Source organism: Paenibacillus sp. MCAF9, assembly GCF_052114265.1.
Taxonomy (GTDB): domain Bacteria; phylum Bacillota; class Bacilli; order Paenibacillales; family Paenibacillaceae; genus Pristimantibacillus.
Window position 1 is genome coordinate 1 of the sequence record NZ_JBFREL010000045.1, and the last position, 20,628, is coordinate 20,628.

Genomic DNA, 20,628 nt, shown 5'->3' on the forward strand with positions numbered 1-20,628 from the left:
CCGGTTCAAAAAGTTATTTGGGAAAAAAATAACCCATAGCATGTCTCGCGTAGGGAGATGCATCGATAACAGTCCCATAGAATCCTTCTGGGGAACCCTGAAGTGCGAAAAATATTATTTGCACACATACCAAACTTTTGAAGGGCTTGATACATCCACTTTTACAAYAACGAACGATTACAGGCAAAACTAAACGGCCTCAGTCCAATGGAGTTTAGGACTAAGGCCGTTTAACAGGTTTTATTATTTGTATTGTCTACTTGACGGGGTGCAGTTCAATTCCTTAGCCTCTTTATCGATTAGAAGCCGGAAAATACCTATTAGATAAACTAGGTGTTTTCCGCTTTTTTATGTTAAGGGAAGAGAAATGACTTTCATTTTTTGAGAAAAAAGGGATGTTGTGACTCTATTCGTAGTATTCAGTTAACTAGAGATTTCTGATTGGCATCTTCTATTTGTTGTAATGTGATGGCGGCTAGGGAGTCTTATGTCGTATTTACCCGGATCTAATGTCTTTTTTACCCCTGTTCGTGTGTGGGCTATTGGTTATAATGAGTATTGTGTAAGGGCTTCCAATTCTAAAAAATTGTTGAAAAGAGGAATGCACTTGAGCAAACAGTATGACATCGCGGCATACATATGGCCAGCTTATACAGGGGACGAACCAAGAACTAGGATGTTCTGGCCGGAGGGGATGGGGGAGTGGCAATCTGTCAAGAACGCCGTCAAGAAGTTTCCCGAACATAATTGGCCGCGCAAGCCGCTGTGGGGCTACTGCAACGAAGCGGACCCTTATGTGATGGAGATGCAGATCAACGCGGCGGCGGACCACGGCGTCAATGTATTCATTTACGATTGGTACTGGTACGACAAACGCCCTTTTTTGGAAAATTGCCTCAACGACGGCTATCTGAAGGCGAGAAACAACGATAGAGTAAAATTTTATTTGATGTGGGCTAACCATAGCGTTAATAATACGTGGGATATCCGCTTGTCGCATGATATGGAAGGCGCCATGATCTGGGATGGCGCGGTCGACCGCAAAGAATTCGAGATCATCGCCGATCGCGTGATCAATCAATATTTTAAGCATCCGTCTTACTACACGATTGATGGCAAACCAATTTTCAATATTTATGATCTTGCCAATCTGATGAGAGGTTTGGGCGGTGCGGAAGAAACGAAGGATGCATTCACTTGGTTCAGAGCCAAATGCGTCGAAGAAGGCTTGCCTGGCTTACACCTGCAGCTCACTTTGTGGGGAGAGCAGAACTTCAATCTCAGCGGCGTTGACGGCGGGGAAAAGGTAACGGCGAAAGAGATCGTGAAGCTGCTTGGCTTCGACAGCTTGACCCACTATCAGTACGTTCATTTCGTTAACGTAGACCGTGATTACAACGAAATCATGGTGGATGTCGTACAAGAGTGGTCCCGCATTGACGCAGCCTACGACATTCCGTATTATCCGCACATCTCGGTTGGCTGGGATAATAATCCGAGGTTTAAGGAACGTGTTCCGCTTGTTGTTCAGAACAATACGCCAGACAACGTTCAGAAGGCGTTTGAACAAGCGAAGCAATATGCGGACGCACATCCAGAGCAGCCTCCGCTCATCACGGTGAACAGCTGGAATGAGTGGACGGAGACGAGTTATTTGTTGCCGGACGATTTGTACGGGTACGGGTATTTAGAGGCGATTAAGAAAACATTCGTCAAATCGTAAGCGCGGAGAGCTGACCTCCTCTTTGGGGTAATCAGACCCACACGAAGTGGGTCTCTTCTCCGATTTCAAATCATGTCTGCTGGAAGCTTGTGGCTGACAACTGGCAACCACGGCAAAGGAAGGTGTAGTAAATACCTTCACTATTTCCGACTTGCTCCATGTCCAGCTGGGCAATGAATACCATTGTTTGCTCACAACTAGGGCAAGACGGGTATTCAGCATCCTGAATCCAAGTCGGATGCCCTCCAATTTGTGTGGCAGGTACTTCAAGGGTCCAGTACGAAGCTTCATAACTGCCGCTGGGCTGGTCTACCATGTGTAGCAAATGGACAGGCTCTGTTTCCTCATAAATCTCTCGAGAAAAATGCTTCGGCTGCTGATTATAGGAACTCCAGCTCAAATGACCCTGATAATCAATTTCCATGAACTGCACACCATAATAAGCAGCGCACCGCATACATGCAGCCAATCGCAAACGTTCACCTTCAAGATTCAGAAATTGCAGAACCGGGTCGAGGAGATTGCATTCAAATAGTACTTCTATTGGGCCGTCGCACCATGGGCAGGTATCATTACTGTCCTTAAGCGCAAGCACTGCTTTATTTTCAGTAAATTGATCTTCAGCCTTAAATGCATAGCGAACCGAATGGAATAATGTTGTCTTGTTTCCCTCATCATCCAGCTCCCAACCGGCTTCATGAGTATAGCTTTCAGGGGATACATAAAGTTCGCTAGCCCAACGTGGAGCTGATTTTGCCCAGCTGTCAAACTGACGCACAATCTCTTCATCTCCGATCCAAGCAAGGGCTGACAGTAGATGGTTGCGATTCTCCTTATCGTGATGAATCCGTTCCATGATTTTGTTTCTAATGGAAGGCAGAGCATCTTTGAAAAGAATCTCTGGATAAAAACATTCTTTTTGCACTAACGCATCCAAGCCAAGATGGATGGTTGCCTGAGCAAAGCAAACGAGCGATAACAAAATCTCTTCGGCCTGATCAAGCTCCCCCTCTTCAATAAGTTGTACAGCATACGCCTCCATTTGAGCGACTTCCTTTGGAGTGAGGTTATGATAGAGTTCCTGTTCGCTTTTTGGGTAGGAGAGAAGGACCTCGAGCGGATCATGTTTTTTAGGTGTATGCATGATTTTAAGTATTTCAACGGGTTCGGTAATATCTTTATAAGGATCGACGAATCTACGATTGCGGGCAATATAGTCTTCCTTTTCCAATCGAAGCTTTTTTTGTTGGCAGGGCATACATATTCCGCCTGTCTTGGCTGCGGTAGCTGGTAAAATAGTTGCTACGCAGCCTTCTGTTTGGCAGGGCAGACGTTCCGTCATTAGCTCACCTCTAGAAAAATGGAATTTTGTTTTCTATTTTTATTATCTCTGTCATTGAAAAGGTTGTCACTAGCATTTAACCGAATTATTACGGGAAGAAGCATTAGTAATTATCGAATAATGATAGGAGGATTAAGATGCGAGTCAAACGGATCGTCACGAATATTGAAGCGCAGGATATTACCGCTGCAAAACGTTTTTACGAGGATGTACTCGGTCTTGAGTTATGGATGGATCATGGTTGGATTAGAACTTACGGTTCGAGCGAAGAGATGAGCATACAAATTAGTTTTGCCACAGAAGGGGGATCTGACACGCCTGTGCCTGATATGTCGATTGAAGTCGATGATCTCCAAGCTGCATTTGATGGCATGAAAAAAGCTGGGTTTCCAATCGAATATGGCATTGCTGTGGAGCCCTGGGGTGTTCGGCGTTTCTATGTACGCGACCCATTTGGTAAGCTTATCAACATTCTTTCTCATGAGCATTGAGGCAAGGCGAAATTTATTGTTTACAGCATAAGATAAACGAATAAAGCCCGCCGACCTACAGGTTAGTGGGCTTTATTTTTATGTGGTGCATAGATGGAAATAACGTTCATTCTTCTACTGAATTACTGACCGTGAGCGGGTGCTTCTTTAAGCTGTGCAAGTATGATTTCTATCGTATTATCAATAAATGATTGTTCTGGACGTGCTTTCAATATTACCGTTAGCCCAATTAAAGATACGATTAGCGACTGCGATAAAGCTTTCGCGTTTACTGAAATTTCGAGCTCACCCGATTGTATGCCCCGTTCAATGGTCTCTAGAAATATGACGGACAGGTACATTTGATGTTCTCTTGTGAGAATTTCGAATTTTTCATCATGCGGTGCAAGCTCGACTATCGTATTGATGCTAAAGCATCCACGGTTGCGATTTTCTCCGTATTCCTCTGCAACAACCCCTTCAAAATAATGGCGAAAGGCTTCCTTAACAGAGGAATAGCTCTGAAGCTTGGTTCGAACGAGAGCAGCGCGCGACATCGTATATCTGCGCAGTGCAGCTTCGAATAATTCTTTTTTGTCACCAAAAGCTGAGTATAGGCTAGGCCGTTGGATACCCATTCTGGAAGTTAAATCGCTTAGTGAGGTAGCCTCATAGCCCTTCTCCCAAAACAGCTGCATAGCTGCATCCAATGCTTTTTCTTCGTCAAATTCGCGGGTTCTTCCCATAGTCAAAACCTCTCGGTACTCTTTATTTTCTAGTGAATGAATCAAATACAATAGACAATCGTCTCTATTTACGTACCAATTGGTATAGTATTATTGTATAATTTGCGATTTGCAATGTCAAATTAAAGATCTGTTATTCACAATATTTGCTTGATTTTTAACCTAAAACCATGTGAAAACATTTTTCCGTTGACAGAGATCGTTTTTATGCGCTATATTTACCGAGCGATATAACGTACCGATCGGTACACAAAAAACAGTTTTTAAAATGAATAAAGAAAAGGTGAGTTTGGAATGGAGGAGCTTAAAGAAAAAGCAGCAGTTTATAACAAGGTAAGGATGAATTCATCACAGGGAACAAATAACGATCGCGTTTCCGTTCAGGGTTCCTCCATGTCTCGCTTGGTCACACTGTTGTTTGCGGTTGCCTGCGGGATGTCTGTTGCAAATATCTATTTCGCACAACCGCTGCTCGATCATCTGTCGATGGCATTTGGCATTGGCTATTCAACCATTGGCATTCTGATTACGATCACCCAAATTTTTTATGGATTGGGATTGTTATTGTTGGTACCGCTTGGAGATTTACTGAACCAGCGCCGACTCATTATCGGTCAGATGTTGTTTTCCGTTATCGCCCTAGTTATCGTTGGGCTCGCCTCCTCCAGCCTGATGCTTTTCGCAGGTATGGCCTTGGTGGGACTGCTTGCTGTTGTAACCCAGACGCTTGTAGCATTCGCAACGAACATAGCTGCTCCTGCCGAAAGAGGACGTGTCGTTGGCGTAGTAACAAGTGGAATTGTCATTGGCATCCTTCTTGCACGAACGATTGCAGGAGTATTAACAGATATAGCGGGTTGGCGTTCCGTATATTTATTTTCTGCAGCATTGATGCTTCTTATGGTTGTTGTGTTAATTAAGGTTTTGCCAAATGTGAAGCGGGAAGTGAAATCACTGTCCTATCCTGAGCTGCTTAAGTCGGTGTTTATGTTGTTCGTTCAAGAGAGGATCTTACGTATCCGGGCGGTTCTGGCTATGCTGATTTTTACGGCTTTCAGTATATTGTGGACTTCATTAGTACTTCCCCTTAGCGCATCGCCATGGTCACTTTCTCACACCGCCATAGGGGCATTTGGCCTCGTGGGTGCTGTTGGAGCGTTAGCTGCTGCAAGGGCGGGAAAGCTTGCCGATCAAGGTTATGGACAGAAAACGACGGGCGTAGCTTTGATTCTATTGCTCCTATCATGGTTGTTAATCAGCTATACAGATCAGTCGCTATTCGCCTTGGTTATTGGCATTGTTCTTCTTGATTTGGCTGTGCAAGCTGTACATGTCACGAATCAGAGCATGATTTTCGCATTGCATGCGGAGGCTCGCAGCCGACTGGCAGCGGGATACATGGTTTTTTACTCCATTGGGGGTGCCGTTGGTTCGATCTCATCGACGCTTACCTATGCCCATTACGGCTGGGACGGGGTATGTTTGCTTGGAGCATCGGTTAGTACATTCGCTCTTCTGTTTTGGGCAATGACGAGGCGTACTGCCTCTGCAGCATGAAAATAAATAATTTAACAGGAGAGATTGAGCATGGAAATAGGTATAACTTCGTTTGTAGAAACAAAGCCGTATATTCATACGGGTGCAGTAATAAGCCATGCGCAGCGATTGCGTGAGGTTGTCGAGGAAATTGTTCTTGCCGATCAGGTGGGACTTGATGTATTTGGCGTAGGTGAGCATCATCGGAAGGATTATGCAGCATCTTCACCTGCAGTTGTGCTAGCTGCAGCTGCATCACAGACAAAACGGATTCAGCTAACGAGTGCCGTAACGGTACTTTCTTCATCTGACCCGGTACGTGTTTTTCAGGATTTTGCTACGCTCGATGGTATTTCAAATGGACGTGCGGAGATTATGGCTGGTCGGGGTTCCTTTATCGAATCTTTTCCACTGTTTGGCTATGATTTGAATGACTATGACGAGCTGTTCGAGGAACATCTGGAATTGCTCTTAAAAATACGAGGGTCCGAAAAAGTAACCTGGAAGGGCGGCCATCGGCCTGCGATTCATGATTTAGGCGTATATCCACGGCCTGTTCAAAATTCGTTGCCGATATGGGTAGGCAGCGGAGGCAACCGGGACTCTGCAATTCGTGCTGGACTGCTCGGACTGCCATTGATGCTCGCGATCATTGGCGGAAGCCCGATGCAATTTGAACCACTTGTACAGCTTTATAAGAAAGCGGCTGCGCATGCCGGCCATGATGAATCGCGCCTTAAAGTGGGGTCTCATTCCATCGGTTTTGTTGCAGAAAATACGGATCTAGCGGCAGATACATTTTTCCCTTCCACGCAAGCAGGCATGAATAAGCTGGGGAAAGAGCGGGGCTGGGCGCATTATGACCGTTCCAGCTTTGATGCCGCGCGCAGCTTTGAAGGAGCACTTTATGTGGGTGATCCGGAAACCGTTGCTCAAAAAATAATTCATCTTCGGAAACATGTAGGCGTTACGCGTTTTATGATGTACGTGCCTTTAAGTACTATGCCGCATGATCAAGTGATGAGAGCCATTGAGCTGTTAGGAACAGAGGTTGCGCCGCGGGTTCGAGAGGAAATTGCCAAGTGGGAAGCGGAGACGGAAAAAGAATCATGATTCTGCTGCAGTTATTAAACAAAAAGGAATCAACAAATTGGAAGGAAATGTAGAGTTACCGACAGCGCGTGCCGATCTCAATCGGTGCGCGCTGTTTCAGTTAAGCTTAAAAATGGTGCAAGAGTTGCTCCCCCACAAACAGCTATAATGAATCATTACCTTGCCTGCATCCATCCCCATTTTCTATACTAAAAACAAACAGATGTCATGGTGGGCTTCGGCTTCACATCGAAAGGAGGCTGCGGCTATGCAAAGGACGAGTTGGGAAAAGTGGAATGGTCATAATGGTTCTATTTTCTGGTTAACGGGTTTATCAGGTTCAGGAAAAACGACGCTAGCTTGCGGGGCGGAGAGTGAGCTGCTGAGGCGTGGGATCAGGTGCGTCATCATTGACGGCGATCGATTACGGCAAGGCTTGAATCGGGATCTAGGGTTTACGGAAGAGGCACGACTGGAAAATATGCGCCGTGCAATGGAGATTGCGGATATGTTTCTAGAGAAAGGTTTTGTTGTCCTTGTACCGATGATTTCTCCGTATGAATCGTACCGAAAGCAGATCAAGCAGCGGTTTGGGCCGGAAGATTTTGCAGAAGTGTATGTGAAATGCTCTCTGGAGGAATGCGAACAACGTGATCCGAAAGGCTTGTATCGCAAAGCGAGAGCAGGAGAAATAAAGGATTTTACGGGCATTGATTCCCCTTATGAGACGCCGATACAACCTAATATGATCATAGACACGGAGAAGTATGGCGAAGCAGATGCTATAAATGCGCTTGTTGCGTACATCGAATCCCGATTGAACAATATCTAGAATAGAGAGGGGGATATATAAATGAGACCGGAAAAAAGCTATACAATATGGTTTTCACAGCGTACAGGGAGTACCCTGCTGAATGAAGCTCTTTCATCAACTGACGTAGCAGGAAATCCTGCGGAATGGCTGCTCTTCAATGATCCCAAGACAATGACGGTGGACAAAATGGAGCAGATGTGGCGGGAAGGTACTTCGTCAAATGGTGTTTTTGGCTTGAAAACAAGTTTGAATAGCGAATGGATCACAGCATTTCGGAACATCTTTCAATTGCCAGAAACGGCGACAAAAGCAAGCGTCTGGCGTGCAGCTTTTCCGAATTGCGATAAACATATCTATATGACGAGAAGAAATAAAGTCCGTTTAGCCGTATCTTGGTGGCGGGCCATCGTATCCGGAGAGTGGCATCGGCAGCATGGCCAAAAACCGCAAGAGCATGATATTGCCGATAAGTATAATTTTGATGCAATCAACCATTTGTTCATCGAAAGCTCGCTTCGGGAAGCGGCGATGGAGGACTTTTTTACAGAAGAAGGGATCGTTCCACTTACGATCGTTTACGAAGATTTTATTCTCGATTATGAAGGAACAGTGCTGAGGGTGCTGGATTTTCTGAACATTCAGTCCGAGTCGGTGAAGGTTGCTCCGCCAGCTTTCGATAAGTTAGCAGATGATGTGGCAGAGCAATGGGTGCAGCGTTACCGTCAAGAGCGACAAGCGGGAAGCGAAACAAAAGTGTGGTAATCGCGATTAATTGATGTCTTAGCTCCTAGTATAGGCGCAAGCATTCTCGGTTTTTCCCTAACGCTCGGATACAAGCAACCGCGATATAGCAAGACGGAGCTGCAGCCGCAGCCCCGATTTAAAAATGATTAAGATACCTCTGGAATCTGAGCAATTAACACTTTAACACCTTTGTTCTCAATATCCTCAATAGCTGTTATGCTGGCTTCACTATCGGTAATTAATAGATCCATATCGGTAATGGGGCCTTCTTTTGCAAAAAAATCGACGCCTAGCTTCTCATGAGGAGCTAGACAAATTCGTTTTCTAGAAATTTCGACCGCCGTTCGTCCTAATGAAGCTACTTCTGGAGAAGAGGTGCTTACCCCGTTTTTGGAAATTCCGCCCCCAGCAACGAAGCACAGATCTAAAGTGAATTGTCTAAGAAACTGATTAGCGAGTGTATCGGAAATGTTTCCGGAACTTTTCACTTTTCCGCCTATCAAATAAACATCAATTTCTTCACGATCCTTCAACACATCAGCCACTCTGATTGCATTCGTAACCACCGTAAAAGGTACCTCAGGAAGAAACTTTAACATGCCGTAATGGATGCCTGCACTGCCTATAAATACAGTATCCTTTTCTTGTATAAAAGAAGCTGCTAATTTCGATATGGCATCTTGATGCGGTGAAGCCTCTTTATAACGAAGGTCTGGCGGGAGCGGGGCGCTGCGCACTTTAGAAGCTGGTATTGCGCCGCCATGCGTACGTTTGAGCAGCCCTTTCTCCTCCATAATCGATAGATCTCTTCGGATGGAATCAATCGACAATTCAAACAGATCCGCTAGTTCCTTGGCGAGTACTCTGCCGTTTTTTTGTAGCAGCTCAATAATCTTGTCACGACGCTCATCGGTAAACATATCGAATCGCCTCCTCTGGATTTTATAACCAGTTACAATTCCATATTATTCTGTTTTATTCAGTTTTGTCAATCGGTTTTATTCATGTTAGTTCTGTTTTGTTCACGTTTAAGCTGAGAGGCAGCCATTCCTGTAGTTGGCCCACACATTTCAGTCGGAGAGGACCGATTGACGTTTGATATATCGCCGATGAATCCAGATAATGTAAAGCTAGTAGGCTGGAAGCATATAAAAGGCCCGCAGAAAGGTGATTTACCGCCAAACTGGGAACATATTTTAAAAAGATAAGGTAAAATTTGAGCTTTATAGATGACTAACTATACCGATAGAGGTGTACTTGCATAGTTTGAAGTAGACCTATTTCAACATTACTAAGAAAAGGAATGTGATTCGAAGTGGAAAGAAGAAAAAGAGCTCGTATAAGCGCAATTCTTCCTACTGTAGATGAACCATTTAATGACTTTAGTCAACCGGTTGATTCTACTTTTGAGCCTGGTTTTGAAAGAGCAGGGTCTATGTTTAGTCGAATCGGCGGTATTGATGGAATCATGTCCATGATGGGAAGAATGCAGCAGTTGTTTGGCTTCGTTCAACAGATCCCTCCTACTTTCAAAGTAGTTGGTTCATTTTTTGGACCAAAGGCAACCGTCAGCAATCTATCCAGGAAACCAGCAAGAATAAAAAATAAAAAATACGACGCCAAATCACGGACAGCCGCAACTTCGCGTCGCACTGCAAAAAACAGATAGTGTAACGTAGAGCAATCCTTTATTAAAAGCAATAAAAAAAAGTTAATCATAGCGATTTAATCTAATCTCCCATCTAACTTGCGAGTTCGCTTTTTCGCGAGAATAGTTGGGTGTTTTCTTTGATTTAATCCCTAACTCACGGCTAGTGCTTCATTTTGCTAAAATGCTTTGGCTTTAATCTAGCGATGATAGGCAGCGTCAGCAGCAGTACGAAGCTGGAAGTCCCGTACACAAAAATTAAAGAGGTCGCTTCTTTCAGAAACCCTGAGCAAAACGTACCGATTAACATAAATCCGATAAATACAGGAACCATCACACCATTAACCCGGCCAACGTATTCATCCTGTACGGATTTGATAAATAGCATATTAAGCAGTACTTGCAGCACGGTATAAAATAAACCGACCAGCAGATGGAATGATGCGGTCAACCAAACGTAAGTGGAAAGCGCCTGAACGAGCACTCCCGTCGCCGTTACAATAATAACAACGGTAAATATTTTCCGAGTTTCAAAACGATTGCCAATAGATGCAGCTATTAATCCCCCAGCTAGCATGCCGACTCCGTATAACATACTGAACCATTGCAAATTTTCTTTCGGCAATTGCAGTCTTTCCGTCAATATAAATACATCAAGTGGTTGAATAAGTCCCCAAGACAGACCATCTATAGCAAACCATACGGCTATAACAACCAATATTCTATTTTGACGGAGGTAGATCATACCCTCTTTAATTTCTTTCAGAACAGAGCTGTTTTCTTTTTTCTCTTCACGGGTCTGTTTAGGAAGAAACGAAAGAAAGGAGGCAGAAAGGGCGAATAGGATCAATAAGCTGTATAAGGATACCTTAAGTCCAAAATTAACGTAAATAGCGGTACCGATGACAGGCCCAACAATCATGAAAATCGAGTTCATGCTTTGCGTTAAACCAACAGCTGCTCCCACATGCTGCGGTTCGACATAACGTTTAATGAGCTTAATGGATGATGGCTGAGAGAACTGCGTAATAATAGTGGATACGAAAGTGGCTATATAAATAGCTGGCCAGAAGCCTAGATCCAAAACGCCAATGATGAGCAAAATAGATACGATACTTAATAAGTCAGCTATAATCATCGTTTTTTTGGGATTCCACCGATCAACGAGCGCCCCGCCTACAAGGGCAACAGCAAAGATAGGGAAATATTCGATAACCGTCAGCATCGACACAGCGACCGGGTCGTTATTTGATTTTTCCAATACAAAAAAGAGCAAAGCAATATTCCGTATCCATGTACCTATATTTTGCAATAAATCAGAAGCGGTAACTAATAAATAAACGCGATTACTAAATAATGTTTTCATATGGTTTCACCTATTATGTTTCTATAAATTTAATTCCATGACCATTCCGACAACCGGCCCGTCTGCATCAATCTCACCGTTTAAGCGGAATCCAAAATGTTCATATAGCCGTTGAGCACGCAAATTATGTTGATGGAGGCTCAAATAAATGGTTCGGCTTTCATATAAGTGCTGTAAATATTCGAGAAGTATAGGAATAAACCGCTTGGCATATCCGTTTCCTTGGAATCGGTAATCAATCATAAAGCGGTCAAGCCACACACTCTTGTTCATGTTGTTTTGCCAGCCGTACATCGCATAGCCGACTAAAGTCTCGCCATCATATAATGCAAGCGAAGTTGCGTTTTTCTCAAATAAACATTCGGCTAAAGAAAAGGCGTTGCTTTCGATAAATGGTTGCTGCTCCTTGGACACCGATAATGCGGCTACAGCGCGCCAGTTTTCTGTTGTTACTTCACAAAAATGAAGACTCATTCTGTTCACTCGCTTTCTGTTGCAGTAAATTTCAATACTCATGAAACTATTTTTGTTTTTATAGTTTTCTAGCTGTTTAAAAAAAGAATAAAAGCGTTGGCTTTTATTCTCCCTTTGCAGCTCTAGGCACTAGTCCAAATAGAATAATATCGACAATGGTGGATAAAGCTTCGGAAAGCGTAATCTCATTTTTTTGATAAAAGCGTTGATCGAGTGTTGAGTTTGCTGCGTCGATCATTAGCTTCATGATGACAGATATATTTTTGTCAACTATAATGCCTTCGTGAATGCCTTGTTCAATGACGCTGCGCAATGCAGCCCAGTCATCGGTCAGCGCATCATCAATTTTTTTCCATTGCTCCGGATAGTAACGCTTCATTTGCTCCAAGATCCGTATATCATATAATTCATAATGTTTCGTCAGAAGGGTTACAATACCTCTGATTTTCTCAATAATCGATAAGCTTGCGTCTTGCGTGATCAGTGCTGTTTTCTCATCAAATTCACCTAAAGTTTGCGCAATGAGTGCTTCCAAAATACTTACTTTAGAAGGGAAATGCTCGTACAATGTCCGTTTGCTAATCCCTAGCCGAGAGGCCAAATCGTCCATAGTAAATTTGATTCCTTTATCATGAATCTCTTCGATAAATGCTTTCATAATTCGATCTATCAAGAACAGACCTCCTGAGAGAGAACTTTTAGACTAGAGAAAACTAAAAAAACTAAAATAGTTTTATACGATAATTTTAACCACTTGCCTTGCTATTGTCAATCGCGAACTGCGCTTTGGAGAGCTGCATTTGATTATTGGCGTTTAAGAGAAAGAGGGAATGGGTTGAACATGTATAAAAAAAGGCCACGATAATCACATGGAGGATACCGTGGCAACGATGGGTTCAGCTGAAGTTAATTAAATCAAAATTGGTTGATTAGATAATGGCAGCGGGGCAGGCTTGCCTATTAAATAACCCTGAGCAAGAGTGATCTGCTGCGTTTTACAGAAATCGAGCTCTTCTTTCCGTTCCACTCCTTCTGCTAAAACCGTAGCGCCAAACGATCTCGCACTTCGCACGATGTCTGCAATGAGCTTCTGTTTCTTATCGTTGCTATCGCAGTGGCTTACCAATTCACGATCTATTTTTACAAAATGGGGCTTGAGCTCTTCCAAAACGTCTAACGTAGAAAATCCAGACCCAACATCATCCAGTGCAACTTGAATACCGTGCTCTTTGTATACATTAAAAATGTTTTTTAAATGCAGCACATCCGAAATCTTTTCCGTTTCTACGACTTCAAAAACAAAATCCTGCGGGTCCTGCTCATATTGCTCAATCGCCTCAAAGGTATGACTTAAGCAATAATTAGGATTATAAATGGATGAAGGCAAAAAGTTTATGAACCGTTTTGTTCCCTTTTTGAGGTGCATGGCACTGACTTGAATTGCTGAAATACGGGCAGAGCGATCAAGAAAAGAATGCAGGCCAGTTTGCTGTGCAACCTGAAAGAGTTCATATGGCTGGAAGGCAGGTTGCCCTTCGACAGGGCGCATGAGAAACTCATAGGCGAAAATGTTTTGGCTAACGATATCCATAATGGGCTGCATAAAACTTGTAAAATGATTATCAGCTATCATATGGACGAGGTGATGGTGATGAATGCGTGCGGCAAATAGGTTGAGAGGGAGACGATAGGGAGTCAAAGTAGATCTTGCCTCTCCTAGTTTCCCAAATTCGATTTGAACAGCTGATTGCTCCTCCGGACTCAATTGCTGCAACAGCTTATTCAAATACTCCAAAAGCTGTTCTTTGGATGTGTATTGTATCTGTTCGGATTTCTGCGGGGTAACGAGATTTATCGTACCTTGGTCTTGAATAGGGGGGACAAGCTCACAATTTTGACAACTCATGGTGGCACCGCCTAACCCGAAATATGTTAAAAATTTCATGTTAATTATATCAAAATTATCGAATCGTGTCGAAGTTCATGAACAATTTAATCCTACATTGAGTTGTAGGGCCTATAACGTTTATAATAAAACGATAATATTCCAAAAGAAAAGGTGTCATTCATGAGCATATTAAACGTAGAACGACTAAGCCACGGCTTTGGAGATCGCGCGATCTTCAACGACGTATCCTTCCGTCTGCTTAAAGGCGAGCATATTGGACTCATCGGCGCTAACGGCGAGGGCAAGTCCACTTTTATGAACATTATTACAGGCAAGCTTCAGCCTGACGACGGCAAGGTTGAATGGTCGAAGCGCATGCGCGTAGGTTATCTCGATCAGCATGCGGTTCTCAGCAAAGGAATGACGATGCGGGACGTGCTGAAGGGAGCTTTTCAGTACCTGCTCGATATGGAACAAGAAATGAACGATATGTACGGCAGAATGGGCGATGTAACGCCAGAGGAACTCGAGCAAATGCTTGAGGATGTTGGAACGATTCAGGATACGCTGACGAATCAGGATTTCTATTTGATTGACGCAAAAATTGACGAAACGGCTCGTGGTCTTGGCCTTACGGATATTGGTCTTGATAAGGACGTTAATGATTTGAGCGGAGGGCAGCGGACGAAGGTGCTTCTAGCGAAGCTGCTGCTGGAGAAGCCGGACATTCTGCTTCTCGATGAGCCGACGAACTATCTCGATGAGCAGCATATCGAATGGCTGAAGCGTTACTTGCAAGAGTACGAGAATGCATTTATTCTCATTTCACATGATATTCCGTTCCTTAACAGTGTAATTAACCTCATTTATCATATGGAGAATCAAGAGCTGAACCGCTATGTTGGCGATTATGAATACTTCCAACAGGTTCATGAAATGAAAAAGCAGCAGCTTGAATCGGCATATAAGCGTCAGCAGCAGGAAATAGCTGATTTGAAGGACTTCGTAGCACGCAACAAAGCGAGCGTAGCGACGCGGAACATGGCGATGTCGAGACAGAAGAAGCTCGATAAGATGGAAGTCATTGAAATTGCGAAGGAAAAGCCGAAGCCGCAGTTCAACTTCAAGGACGGAAGAACCTCGGGCAAGCTCATATTCGAGACGAAGGAGCTTGTTATCGGATATGACAGTCCGTTGTCGAGACCGCTTGATCTTCGCATGGAACGCGGCCAGAAGATTGCTCTCGTAGGGGCGAACGGTATTGGTAAAACGACGCTGCTGCGCAGTATTTTAGGCGAAATTCCAGCTATATCGGGTACGGTACAGCGCGGGGAGCATCAGCAAATCGGATATTTCCAACAGGAAATTAAGGATGCAAACTACAATACGTGTATTGAGGAAGTATGGAAGGAGTTCCCTTCACTCTCCCAATTTGAAGTACGTGCGGCACTCGCGAAATGCGGGCTGACGACCAAGCATATTGAAAGTAAAATTGCGGTGCTTAGCGGCGGCGAGAAGGCGAAGGTTCGCCTTTGCAAGCTGATCAACAGCGAAACAAACCTGTTAGTACTGGATGAGCCGACCAACCACTTGGATGTCGATGCAAAGGACGAGCTGAAACGTGCGCTTAAGGCGTATAAAGGCAGCATTTTGCTTATCTCTCACGAACCAGAATTTTACCGCGATGTTGTAACCGATACATGGAACTGTGAATCTTGGACGACGAAGGTATTTTAATTCGTCTAATATACCCAGAAATAGGAGACGAGCCTGCAGGCGCGTCTCCTATTTTGCGTATGGCAGGTGAAACCGGTTCGCTGGTTCATTAAGGCAAGAGTAGACAAGGCTGCATACAGATGCTAGGTTTAAAGCGGATGGATTTGACCTAGGATATTTGGGTAAGGCCAGTTTAATTCTTTTATTACATTAAGCAAAGTAGGTTTAAAAGAATGAATAATAATAGCGATCAGCCGATTTATCGATTTAGCGAAGCGCCGATTTGGGAGCTGCAGCGCGCTTATTTTGAAGAGCAGGGCATTGAGGCGTGGCAAAATGATGAGGTGCCGCAGTACATTACGAACAATCCTGTCATCGCGTCTGCTTATGCGGAGATCATATTTGGATTTTTACAGGATAAAGCAAGGTTAGGCGGTATATCGGAGGAACCGATTACGATCCTTGAGCTTGGAGCAGGCTCGGGTAGACTAGCCTATCAAGTGTTGACGGCATTATGTGAGCTGATAGATTTTGCTGGTATGGAGCTTCCGCCGTTTCGTTACATCATGAGTGATTTGCCAGTCAAAAATATTGCCTATTGGCAGCAGCATGAACGATTGCAGCCATTTGTCCAGCAAGGAATACTCGATTTCGCTAAGTTTGACGCGGTACGTGATACAGAGCTTCGATTGACGGAATCGGGTGTCACGATAAAGCAGGCAGATCTGAAGCAGCCGCTGCTGCTTGTTGCCAATTATTTTTTTGACAGCATTCCGCAGGAGCTCATTTATGTGGATGAAGGTCATATATTTGAATGTAAAGTGTCCTTCGCGATACCTGCTGCTGAGGAGGATGGCATAGGAGTATCGGACATGCTGGTGAGCATAGAGCCCGAGTATCATTACCGAAGAGCAGCCGAGTATGAAGAGCAATCGTACCCTTATCGGAATGTGATCGAGCTGTATAAGCAGCAGCTTGAGGATTCGCATATCCTCTTCCCGGAGATTGGGTTGGATTGTCTTGAACGGCTTGGACGGTTATCACAAGCGGGATTTGTGCTGCTTACAGCCGATAAAGGCGATCACCGAATGGAGAACTGGGCATTTGCTGAGCCGCCCGAACTGATTCATCACGGCAGTTTTTCGCTCACGGCCAATTATCATGCGATACAGCATGTTTTTGAACAAAAGGGCGCATTGTCCTATTTTACTAACCATCATTATAAAAATTTGAATGTCGGCTGCATCATCATGCTGGAGAAGCCATCAAGTTATGCAAATACACGCTTAGCTTATCGTCGTTTTGTTGAACGTTTTGGACCGGATGATTTCTTTAGCTTGAAGCTATGGTTTGACGAGCATTTGGAATCGCTAGAGCTGTTCGCCATTTTAGCTTTCTGGCGACTGAGCCGCTACGATGCGCAATTGTTCATTCAAAGCGCTGAACGCATACAGTCGCTGCTGCCAGATAGCAGCGACGAAGAAGCCGATGATCTGCGGCAGGGCATGCAAATGATGTGGGCGGGCTATTATCCGATGAATGAACAGCACCATTTGGCTTTGGCTTGCGGAAGTCTGCTTTATGAGCTGGAGCTGTATGCGGATGCGAGGCTATATTTGGAGCGTTCGATGGAGGCTGGCAAGACGACTGTGGATGCACTCTACAAGCTGGCGATTTGCTGCTATGAAGAAGGCGAAGAGCCAGAAGCATTGCAATATGCACATCAAGTTTTGGCGATGGAGCCAGAACATGAGGAAGCGAAGTCGTTGTTAACCGCCTTCAAATAGGAGGAGGAGCAGCCTTTTTCAATGTTCCGCGCACGTCGAATTGGTGTAATAAGCACGTATGTGTGCTTATGGACGAGCTACATAGGCTATTTTGAGGCTGTAAGCGCAAATATGTGCTTACAGCCATTTTTCGTTATTCCGCACACGTCGAATTGGCGTAATAAGCACGTATGTGTGCTTACGGACGAGGTGCATAGGCTATTTTGAGGCTGTAAGCGCAAATGTGTGCTTACAGCCATTTTTCGTTGTTGCGCACTGGGGTGGTCATTTCTCTGACTGAGGCTGCATGCGGTAATGCTTTGGACTGGTGCCATAGAAGGCACTGAAATGGCGTGTAAAAGGATGGATAGAGGCATAACCAAGCTTCTCGGCAATGGCAGTCACGCTCAGCTCGCTTTCGAGCAAAAGATGGGAAGCGCGTCTCATGAGCAGCTTGTGATGGTAGGCCTTTGGCGTGAGTCCGGTTTCTCGTAAAAACAAAGCATGAAAGTAGGTTCGCTTCAGCCCGCAAAATTCCCACCATGTCTCGACGGACTCGCGTTTCTCAGGATGAGCGTTTAGATGCGTGAGCAAGCGGACGATGCGATAATCGGTAGGCTGGTGCGTATGTATCGTATCATACCAGTTCAGAATCCAAGCATAGAGCAAGCTGTTCATCATCTCTGTTCGATAAAATTGCGAATCGTTATACAGCTTAGCGAGCATTAAGAAGGAATCGTACAGCTCTGGATAAGACTGCAAGGAAAATACGCATGGCAGGCTGTCGAGTTCATCACATGCCATGGAAGGGGCGACGGTATTCAGCTCGAACGGCTCCGGGGCGTAGATGAACGTTCGATTGGCAGAGACGGGATCACTCTGATTCCAGAGATCACAATACAAATTGTAGGAGGACAGCGGATGGTCGGATGAAATATGGAAGGCGTGAGGCTGCTCTGGCCTAAGAAAGATTAGCGTTCGATTGTTGATAGGGTATTTCTTGCCGTCAATCTCCATTTCTCCGGGACCATCTGTAAATAAATGAAAGGCATAAACACTGCAAATGCGCAGCTTCTCATTGGAGCTGCCATCATAAAGGTAATACATGGAATCTCCGACATGAGGCGTGATCTCGTTCAGCTTCTTCAAGCGAACACCCTTTTCTTTGGTATATTCATATAAAATTTAGCGGATGAATTGTCAACTTAATGGATGTCTGATCAAATACACGTTCCTGTATAGATGATACAATAACAAAAATATTAGGGAATGAACAGCAATAGCTGATGTGGATCAATTAACAACATAAATCTTTTCTTTAGCTAGCTTAACTTTTGCATGTACATGGAGGAATGCCTTTGAGATTTAAAGATAAGGTTGTGCTTATAACCGGCGGCGGTTCTGGTATCGGCGAGGAAAGCGCACGGTTGTTCGCGGCAGAGGGCGCACAAGTCGTCATAGCGGATTGGAATGAGCATGAAGGGCAGCGCGTGGCTGATGAAATCAATAAACAACAAGGGTTTTTGAAAGGGCTTCCATATAGAAGTGCGCGGGCAATGCAGACGGATGTATCGCGTGAGAGTGCGGTTGAAGCGCTTATGAAAGAAACGGTTCAGACATTCGGCAAGCTCGATGTTCTGTATAACAATGCAGCGGTTATTCTTCCAAAGCCGCTTGAGGAAATCGATGAGCAGTCATTTGACCATGTTCTTGCGGTAAATGTGAAGGGCGTGTATTTGATGATCAAGCATGCGATTCCGCTATTGCGGCAGACCAAAGGCGCGATTGTGAATATGGCTTCGCTGAACGGTCTTATCGGGCAGCGGAATAATCCGATTTATGCTGCTTCCAAAGGTGCCGTTATTGCGCTGACGAAGTCATTGGCGCTCGATTATGCAGCGGATGGCGTAAGAGTCAACTGTGTGTGTCCGGCCGGTGTGATGACACCTTTATTGGAAGATTGGCTGAGACAGCAGCCTGATCAAGCAGCAGCGCTGGATGCGCTGAATGCGATGCATCCGCTTGGCCGATCGGCAACCTCGGAGGAGATCGCGCAGTCGGTACTGTATTTGGCTTCGCAGCAAGCGGCTTTCATAACGGGTGTAGCTCTTCCGGTTGAGGGTGGAGCTTCGCTAGGCTATTAAACAAAAGGAAGGGAGTACAAATGATGAAAATCACAAAAGTGGAAACATTCGTTCTGCATGTGCCCATCGACCCGCCAATAACGGATGCGATTAATGTGGCGACGCACTGGGGACTGTCAGGCGTTCGGATCTTTACAGATGAAGGTTACGTCGGATACGGCTACACAGGAACCTGCGCCCATGGCGATGATATGATCGTCGATACGATTGAACGTTATTACGCACCGGAGCTGATCGGCAAGGACCCTTTTATGGTAAAGGAGATTTGGGAGACGCTGCGATATGGCAAAATGCACTGGATCGGACGGGCAGGCATTACGCATATGGCGCTTGCTGCTGTGGATATTGCGTTATGGGACATTATGTCGAAGGCGTCCAACAAGCCTCTATGGCAGTACCTTGGCGGACATAAATCAAAAGGCATCAAAGCCTATAACACGAACGGCGGCTGGTTGAACTGGTCGAAGGAGCGTTTGCTGAAGGATGTCACGGACATTGTCGAGCAGGGGTTTACAGGGGTGAAGATTAAGGTTGGCAAGTCCGATCCACATGAAGATTATGACCGAGTGAAGGCGGTGCGCAAAGCGATTGGCGATCAGGTGATCTTTATGATCGACGTTAATCAGCAATGGAATATCAATACGGCGATGACCTGGGGCAAGAAGCTGGAGGAATTTGATTTATTTTGGCTGGAGGAGCCGCTTAATCCTGATGATATTTTAGGTCACAAGAAGCTGGCTGATGCACTAAATGTTCCGATTGCACTCGGTGAGCATGTGTACTCGAAATATGCGTTCCGTGATTATATTCATCAAGGCGCTATCGAATATTGTCAGGTTGATGTTACGCGGGTTGCGGGTATTACGGAGTGGCTGCAGGTCGCGGGACTGGCCGCTTCGTACGACATACCAATCTGCCCGCATGTCGGCGATATGGGACAAATTCACCAGCATTTGGTGGCGGCTACGCCAGGGGCAATGATGCTTGAGTATATCCCTTGGATTAGAACGATCTTTGTTGAACCGGCAACCGTCAAGAATGGACAATATGTGCTGCCGGAGCTGCCAGGCGCTTCCACTGAAATCATTCCTAAATATTTTAATGAATTCCGTATTCGATAGATAGCAGGAAAATTGACAAAACATTTGTTATACGAATC

19 protein-coding genes and 1 pseudogene are annotated in these 20,628 nt (G+C 44.8%); 12 read left to right on the top strand and 8 right to left on the bottom strand.

The window, feature by feature from the left end:
- Together AB4Z45_RS31130 and AB4Z45_RS31135 are read left to right on the top strand one after the other, a co-directional pair.
- Positions 1-234, top strand: a pseudogene (locus AB4Z45_RS31130) (IS3 family transposase); the annotation flags it as partial.
- A 373-nt stretch (positions 235-607) separates the two neighbouring features.
- On the top strand, positions 608-1,723 hold the full coding sequence (locus AB4Z45_RS31135) for a glycosyltransferase WbsX family protein (protein ID WP_441913363.1): 1,116 nt from the start codon (positions 608-610) through the stop codon (positions 1,721-1,723).
- Between the two features lie 70 nt (positions 1,724-1,793).
- Here the strand turns inward: AB4Z45_RS31135 and AB4Z45_RS31140 are convergent, their stop codons facing one another.
- Positions 1,794-3,065, bottom strand: coding sequence for a DUF1963 domain-containing protein (locus tag AB4Z45_RS31140; protein WP_441913365.1), 1,272 nt, complete (start codon positions 3,063-3,065; stop codon positions 1,794-1,796).
- Positions 3,066-3,202: 137 nt separating this feature from the next.
- Between AB4Z45_RS31140 and AB4Z45_RS31145 the strand changes: the two genes are divergently transcribed.
- On the top strand, positions 3,203-3,556 hold the full coding sequence (locus AB4Z45_RS31145; protein ID WP_441913367.1) for a VOC family protein: 354 nt from the start codon (positions 3,203-3,205) through the stop codon (positions 3,554-3,556).
- 122 nt (positions 3,557-3,678) lie between these two features.
- Here the strand turns inward: AB4Z45_RS31145 and AB4Z45_RS31150 are convergent, their stop codons facing one another.
- The gene (locus AB4Z45_RS31150) at positions 3,679-4,281 is read right to left on the bottom strand and encodes a TetR/AcrR family transcriptional regulator (protein ID WP_441913369.1); all 603 of its coding nucleotides are present in this window, start codon (positions 4,279-4,281) and stop codon (positions 3,679-3,681) included.
- A gap of 294 nt (positions 4,282-4,575) precedes the next feature.
- Between AB4Z45_RS31150 and AB4Z45_RS31155 the strand changes: the two genes are divergently transcribed.
- The 4 genes from AB4Z45_RS31155 to AB4Z45_RS31170 all read left to right on the top strand — a co-directional run bounded on the left by AB4Z45_RS31155 (position 4,576) and on the right by AB4Z45_RS31170 (position 8,485).
- Positions 4,576-5,838 (top strand): MFS transporter, encoded by a 1,263-nt coding sequence (locus AB4Z45_RS31155; RefSeq protein WP_441913371.1) that lies wholly within the window; start codon positions 4,576-4,578, stop codon positions 5,836-5,838.
- A gap of 30 nt (positions 5,839-5,868) precedes the next feature.
- The gene (locus AB4Z45_RS31160; protein ID WP_441913373.1) at positions 5,869-6,930 is read left to right on the top strand and encodes an LLM class flavin-dependent oxidoreductase; all 1,062 of its coding nucleotides are present in this window, start codon (positions 5,869-5,871) and stop codon (positions 6,928-6,930) included.
- Between the two features lie 247 nt (positions 6,931-7,177).
- Positions 7,178-7,741 (top strand): adenylyl-sulfate kinase, encoded by a 564-nt coding sequence (cysC, locus tag AB4Z45_RS31165; protein ID WP_441913375.1) that lies wholly within the window; start codon positions 7,178-7,180, stop codon positions 7,739-7,741.
- A gap of 21 nt (positions 7,742-7,762) precedes the next feature.
- Positions 7,763-8,485 (top strand): Stf0 family sulfotransferase, encoded by a 723-nt coding sequence (locus tag AB4Z45_RS31170; RefSeq protein ID WP_441913377.1) that lies wholly within the window; start codon positions 7,763-7,765, stop codon positions 8,483-8,485.
- A gap of 128 nt (positions 8,486-8,613) precedes the next feature.
- Here AB4Z45_RS31170 and AB4Z45_RS31175 read toward each other — a convergent pair whose 3' ends face one another.
- A complete protein-coding gene (locus AB4Z45_RS31175) occupies positions 8,614-9,387 on the bottom strand; it encodes a DeoR/GlpR family DNA-binding transcription regulator (protein WP_441913379.1) in 774 nt (257 codons plus the stop codon).
- A gap of 395 nt (positions 9,388-9,782) precedes the next feature.
- Here AB4Z45_RS31175 and AB4Z45_RS31180 point away from each other — a divergent pair, with 395 nt between their 5' ends.
- Complete coding sequence (locus AB4Z45_RS31180; protein WP_441913381.1) at positions 9,783-10,136, top strand: hypothetical protein; 354 nt, start codon at positions 9,783-9,785, stop codon at positions 10,134-10,136.
- A 142-nt stretch (positions 10,137-10,278) separates the two neighbouring features.
- Here AB4Z45_RS31180 and AB4Z45_RS31185 read toward each other — a convergent pair whose 3' ends face one another.
- From AB4Z45_RS31185 to AB4Z45_RS31200, 4 genes are all read right to left on the bottom strand, one after another.
- A complete protein-coding gene (locus AB4Z45_RS31185) occupies positions 10,279-11,481 on the bottom strand; it encodes an MFS transporter (protein WP_441913383.1) in 1,203 nt (400 codons plus the stop codon).
- A 21-nt stretch (positions 11,482-11,502) separates the two neighbouring features.
- The gene (locus tag AB4Z45_RS31190) at positions 11,503-11,955 is read right to left on the bottom strand and encodes a GNAT family N-acetyltransferase (RefSeq protein ID WP_441913385.1); all 453 of its coding nucleotides are present in this window, start codon (positions 11,953-11,955) and stop codon (positions 11,503-11,505) included.
- Between the two features lie 103 nt (positions 11,956-12,058).
- Positions 12,059-12,613: a TetR/AcrR family transcriptional regulator gene (locus tag AB4Z45_RS31195; protein WP_441913407.1), complete on the bottom strand. Its 555-nt coding sequence runs from the start codon at positions 12,611-12,613 to the stop codon at positions 12,059-12,061.
- A gap of 252 nt (positions 12,614-12,865) precedes the next feature.
- Positions 12,866-13,900: an EAL domain-containing protein gene (locus tag AB4Z45_RS31200; RefSeq protein WP_441913387.1), complete on the bottom strand. Its 1,035-nt coding sequence runs from the start codon at positions 13,898-13,900 to the stop codon at positions 12,866-12,868.
- 123 nt (positions 13,901-14,023) lie between these two features.
- Between AB4Z45_RS31200 and AB4Z45_RS31205 the strand changes: the two genes are divergently transcribed.
- Together AB4Z45_RS31205 and AB4Z45_RS31210 are read left to right on the top strand one after the other, a co-directional pair.
- Positions 14,024-15,580, top strand: a complete 1,557-nt coding sequence (locus AB4Z45_RS31205) for an ABC-F family ATP-binding cassette domain-containing protein (protein WP_339205224.1) — start codon at positions 14,024-14,026, stop codon at positions 15,578-15,580.
- Between the two features lie 212 nt (positions 15,581-15,792).
- Positions 15,793-17,346 carry an SAM-dependent methyltransferase gene (locus AB4Z45_RS31210; protein ID WP_441913389.1) on the top strand — a complete coding sequence of 518 codons (1,554 nt, stop codon included), beginning with the start codon at positions 15,793-15,795 and terminating at the stop codon, positions 17,344-17,346.
- A 264-nt stretch (positions 17,347-17,610) separates the two neighbouring features.
- Here the strand turns inward: AB4Z45_RS31210 and AB4Z45_RS31215 are convergent, their stop codons facing one another.
- On the bottom strand, positions 17,611-18,474 hold the full coding sequence (locus AB4Z45_RS31215; protein ID WP_441913391.1) for a helix-turn-helix domain-containing protein: 864 nt from the start codon (positions 18,472-18,474) through the stop codon (positions 17,611-17,613).
- A gap of 203 nt (positions 18,475-18,677) precedes the next feature.
- Between AB4Z45_RS31215 and AB4Z45_RS31220 the strand changes: the two genes are divergently transcribed.
- Together AB4Z45_RS31220 and AB4Z45_RS31225 are read left to right on the top strand one after the other, a co-directional pair.
- Entirely contained in the window at positions 18,678-19,469 is a 792-nt protein-coding gene (locus AB4Z45_RS31220; RefSeq protein WP_441913393.1) for an SDR family NAD(P)-dependent oxidoreductase, read from the top strand.
- Between the two features lie 20 nt (positions 19,470-19,489).
- A complete protein-coding gene (locus AB4Z45_RS31225; RefSeq protein ID WP_441913395.1) occupies positions 19,490-20,590 on the top strand; it encodes a mandelate racemase/muconate lactonizing enzyme family protein in 1,101 nt (366 codons plus the stop codon).
- Positions 20,591-20,628: the final 38 nt, after the last annotated feature.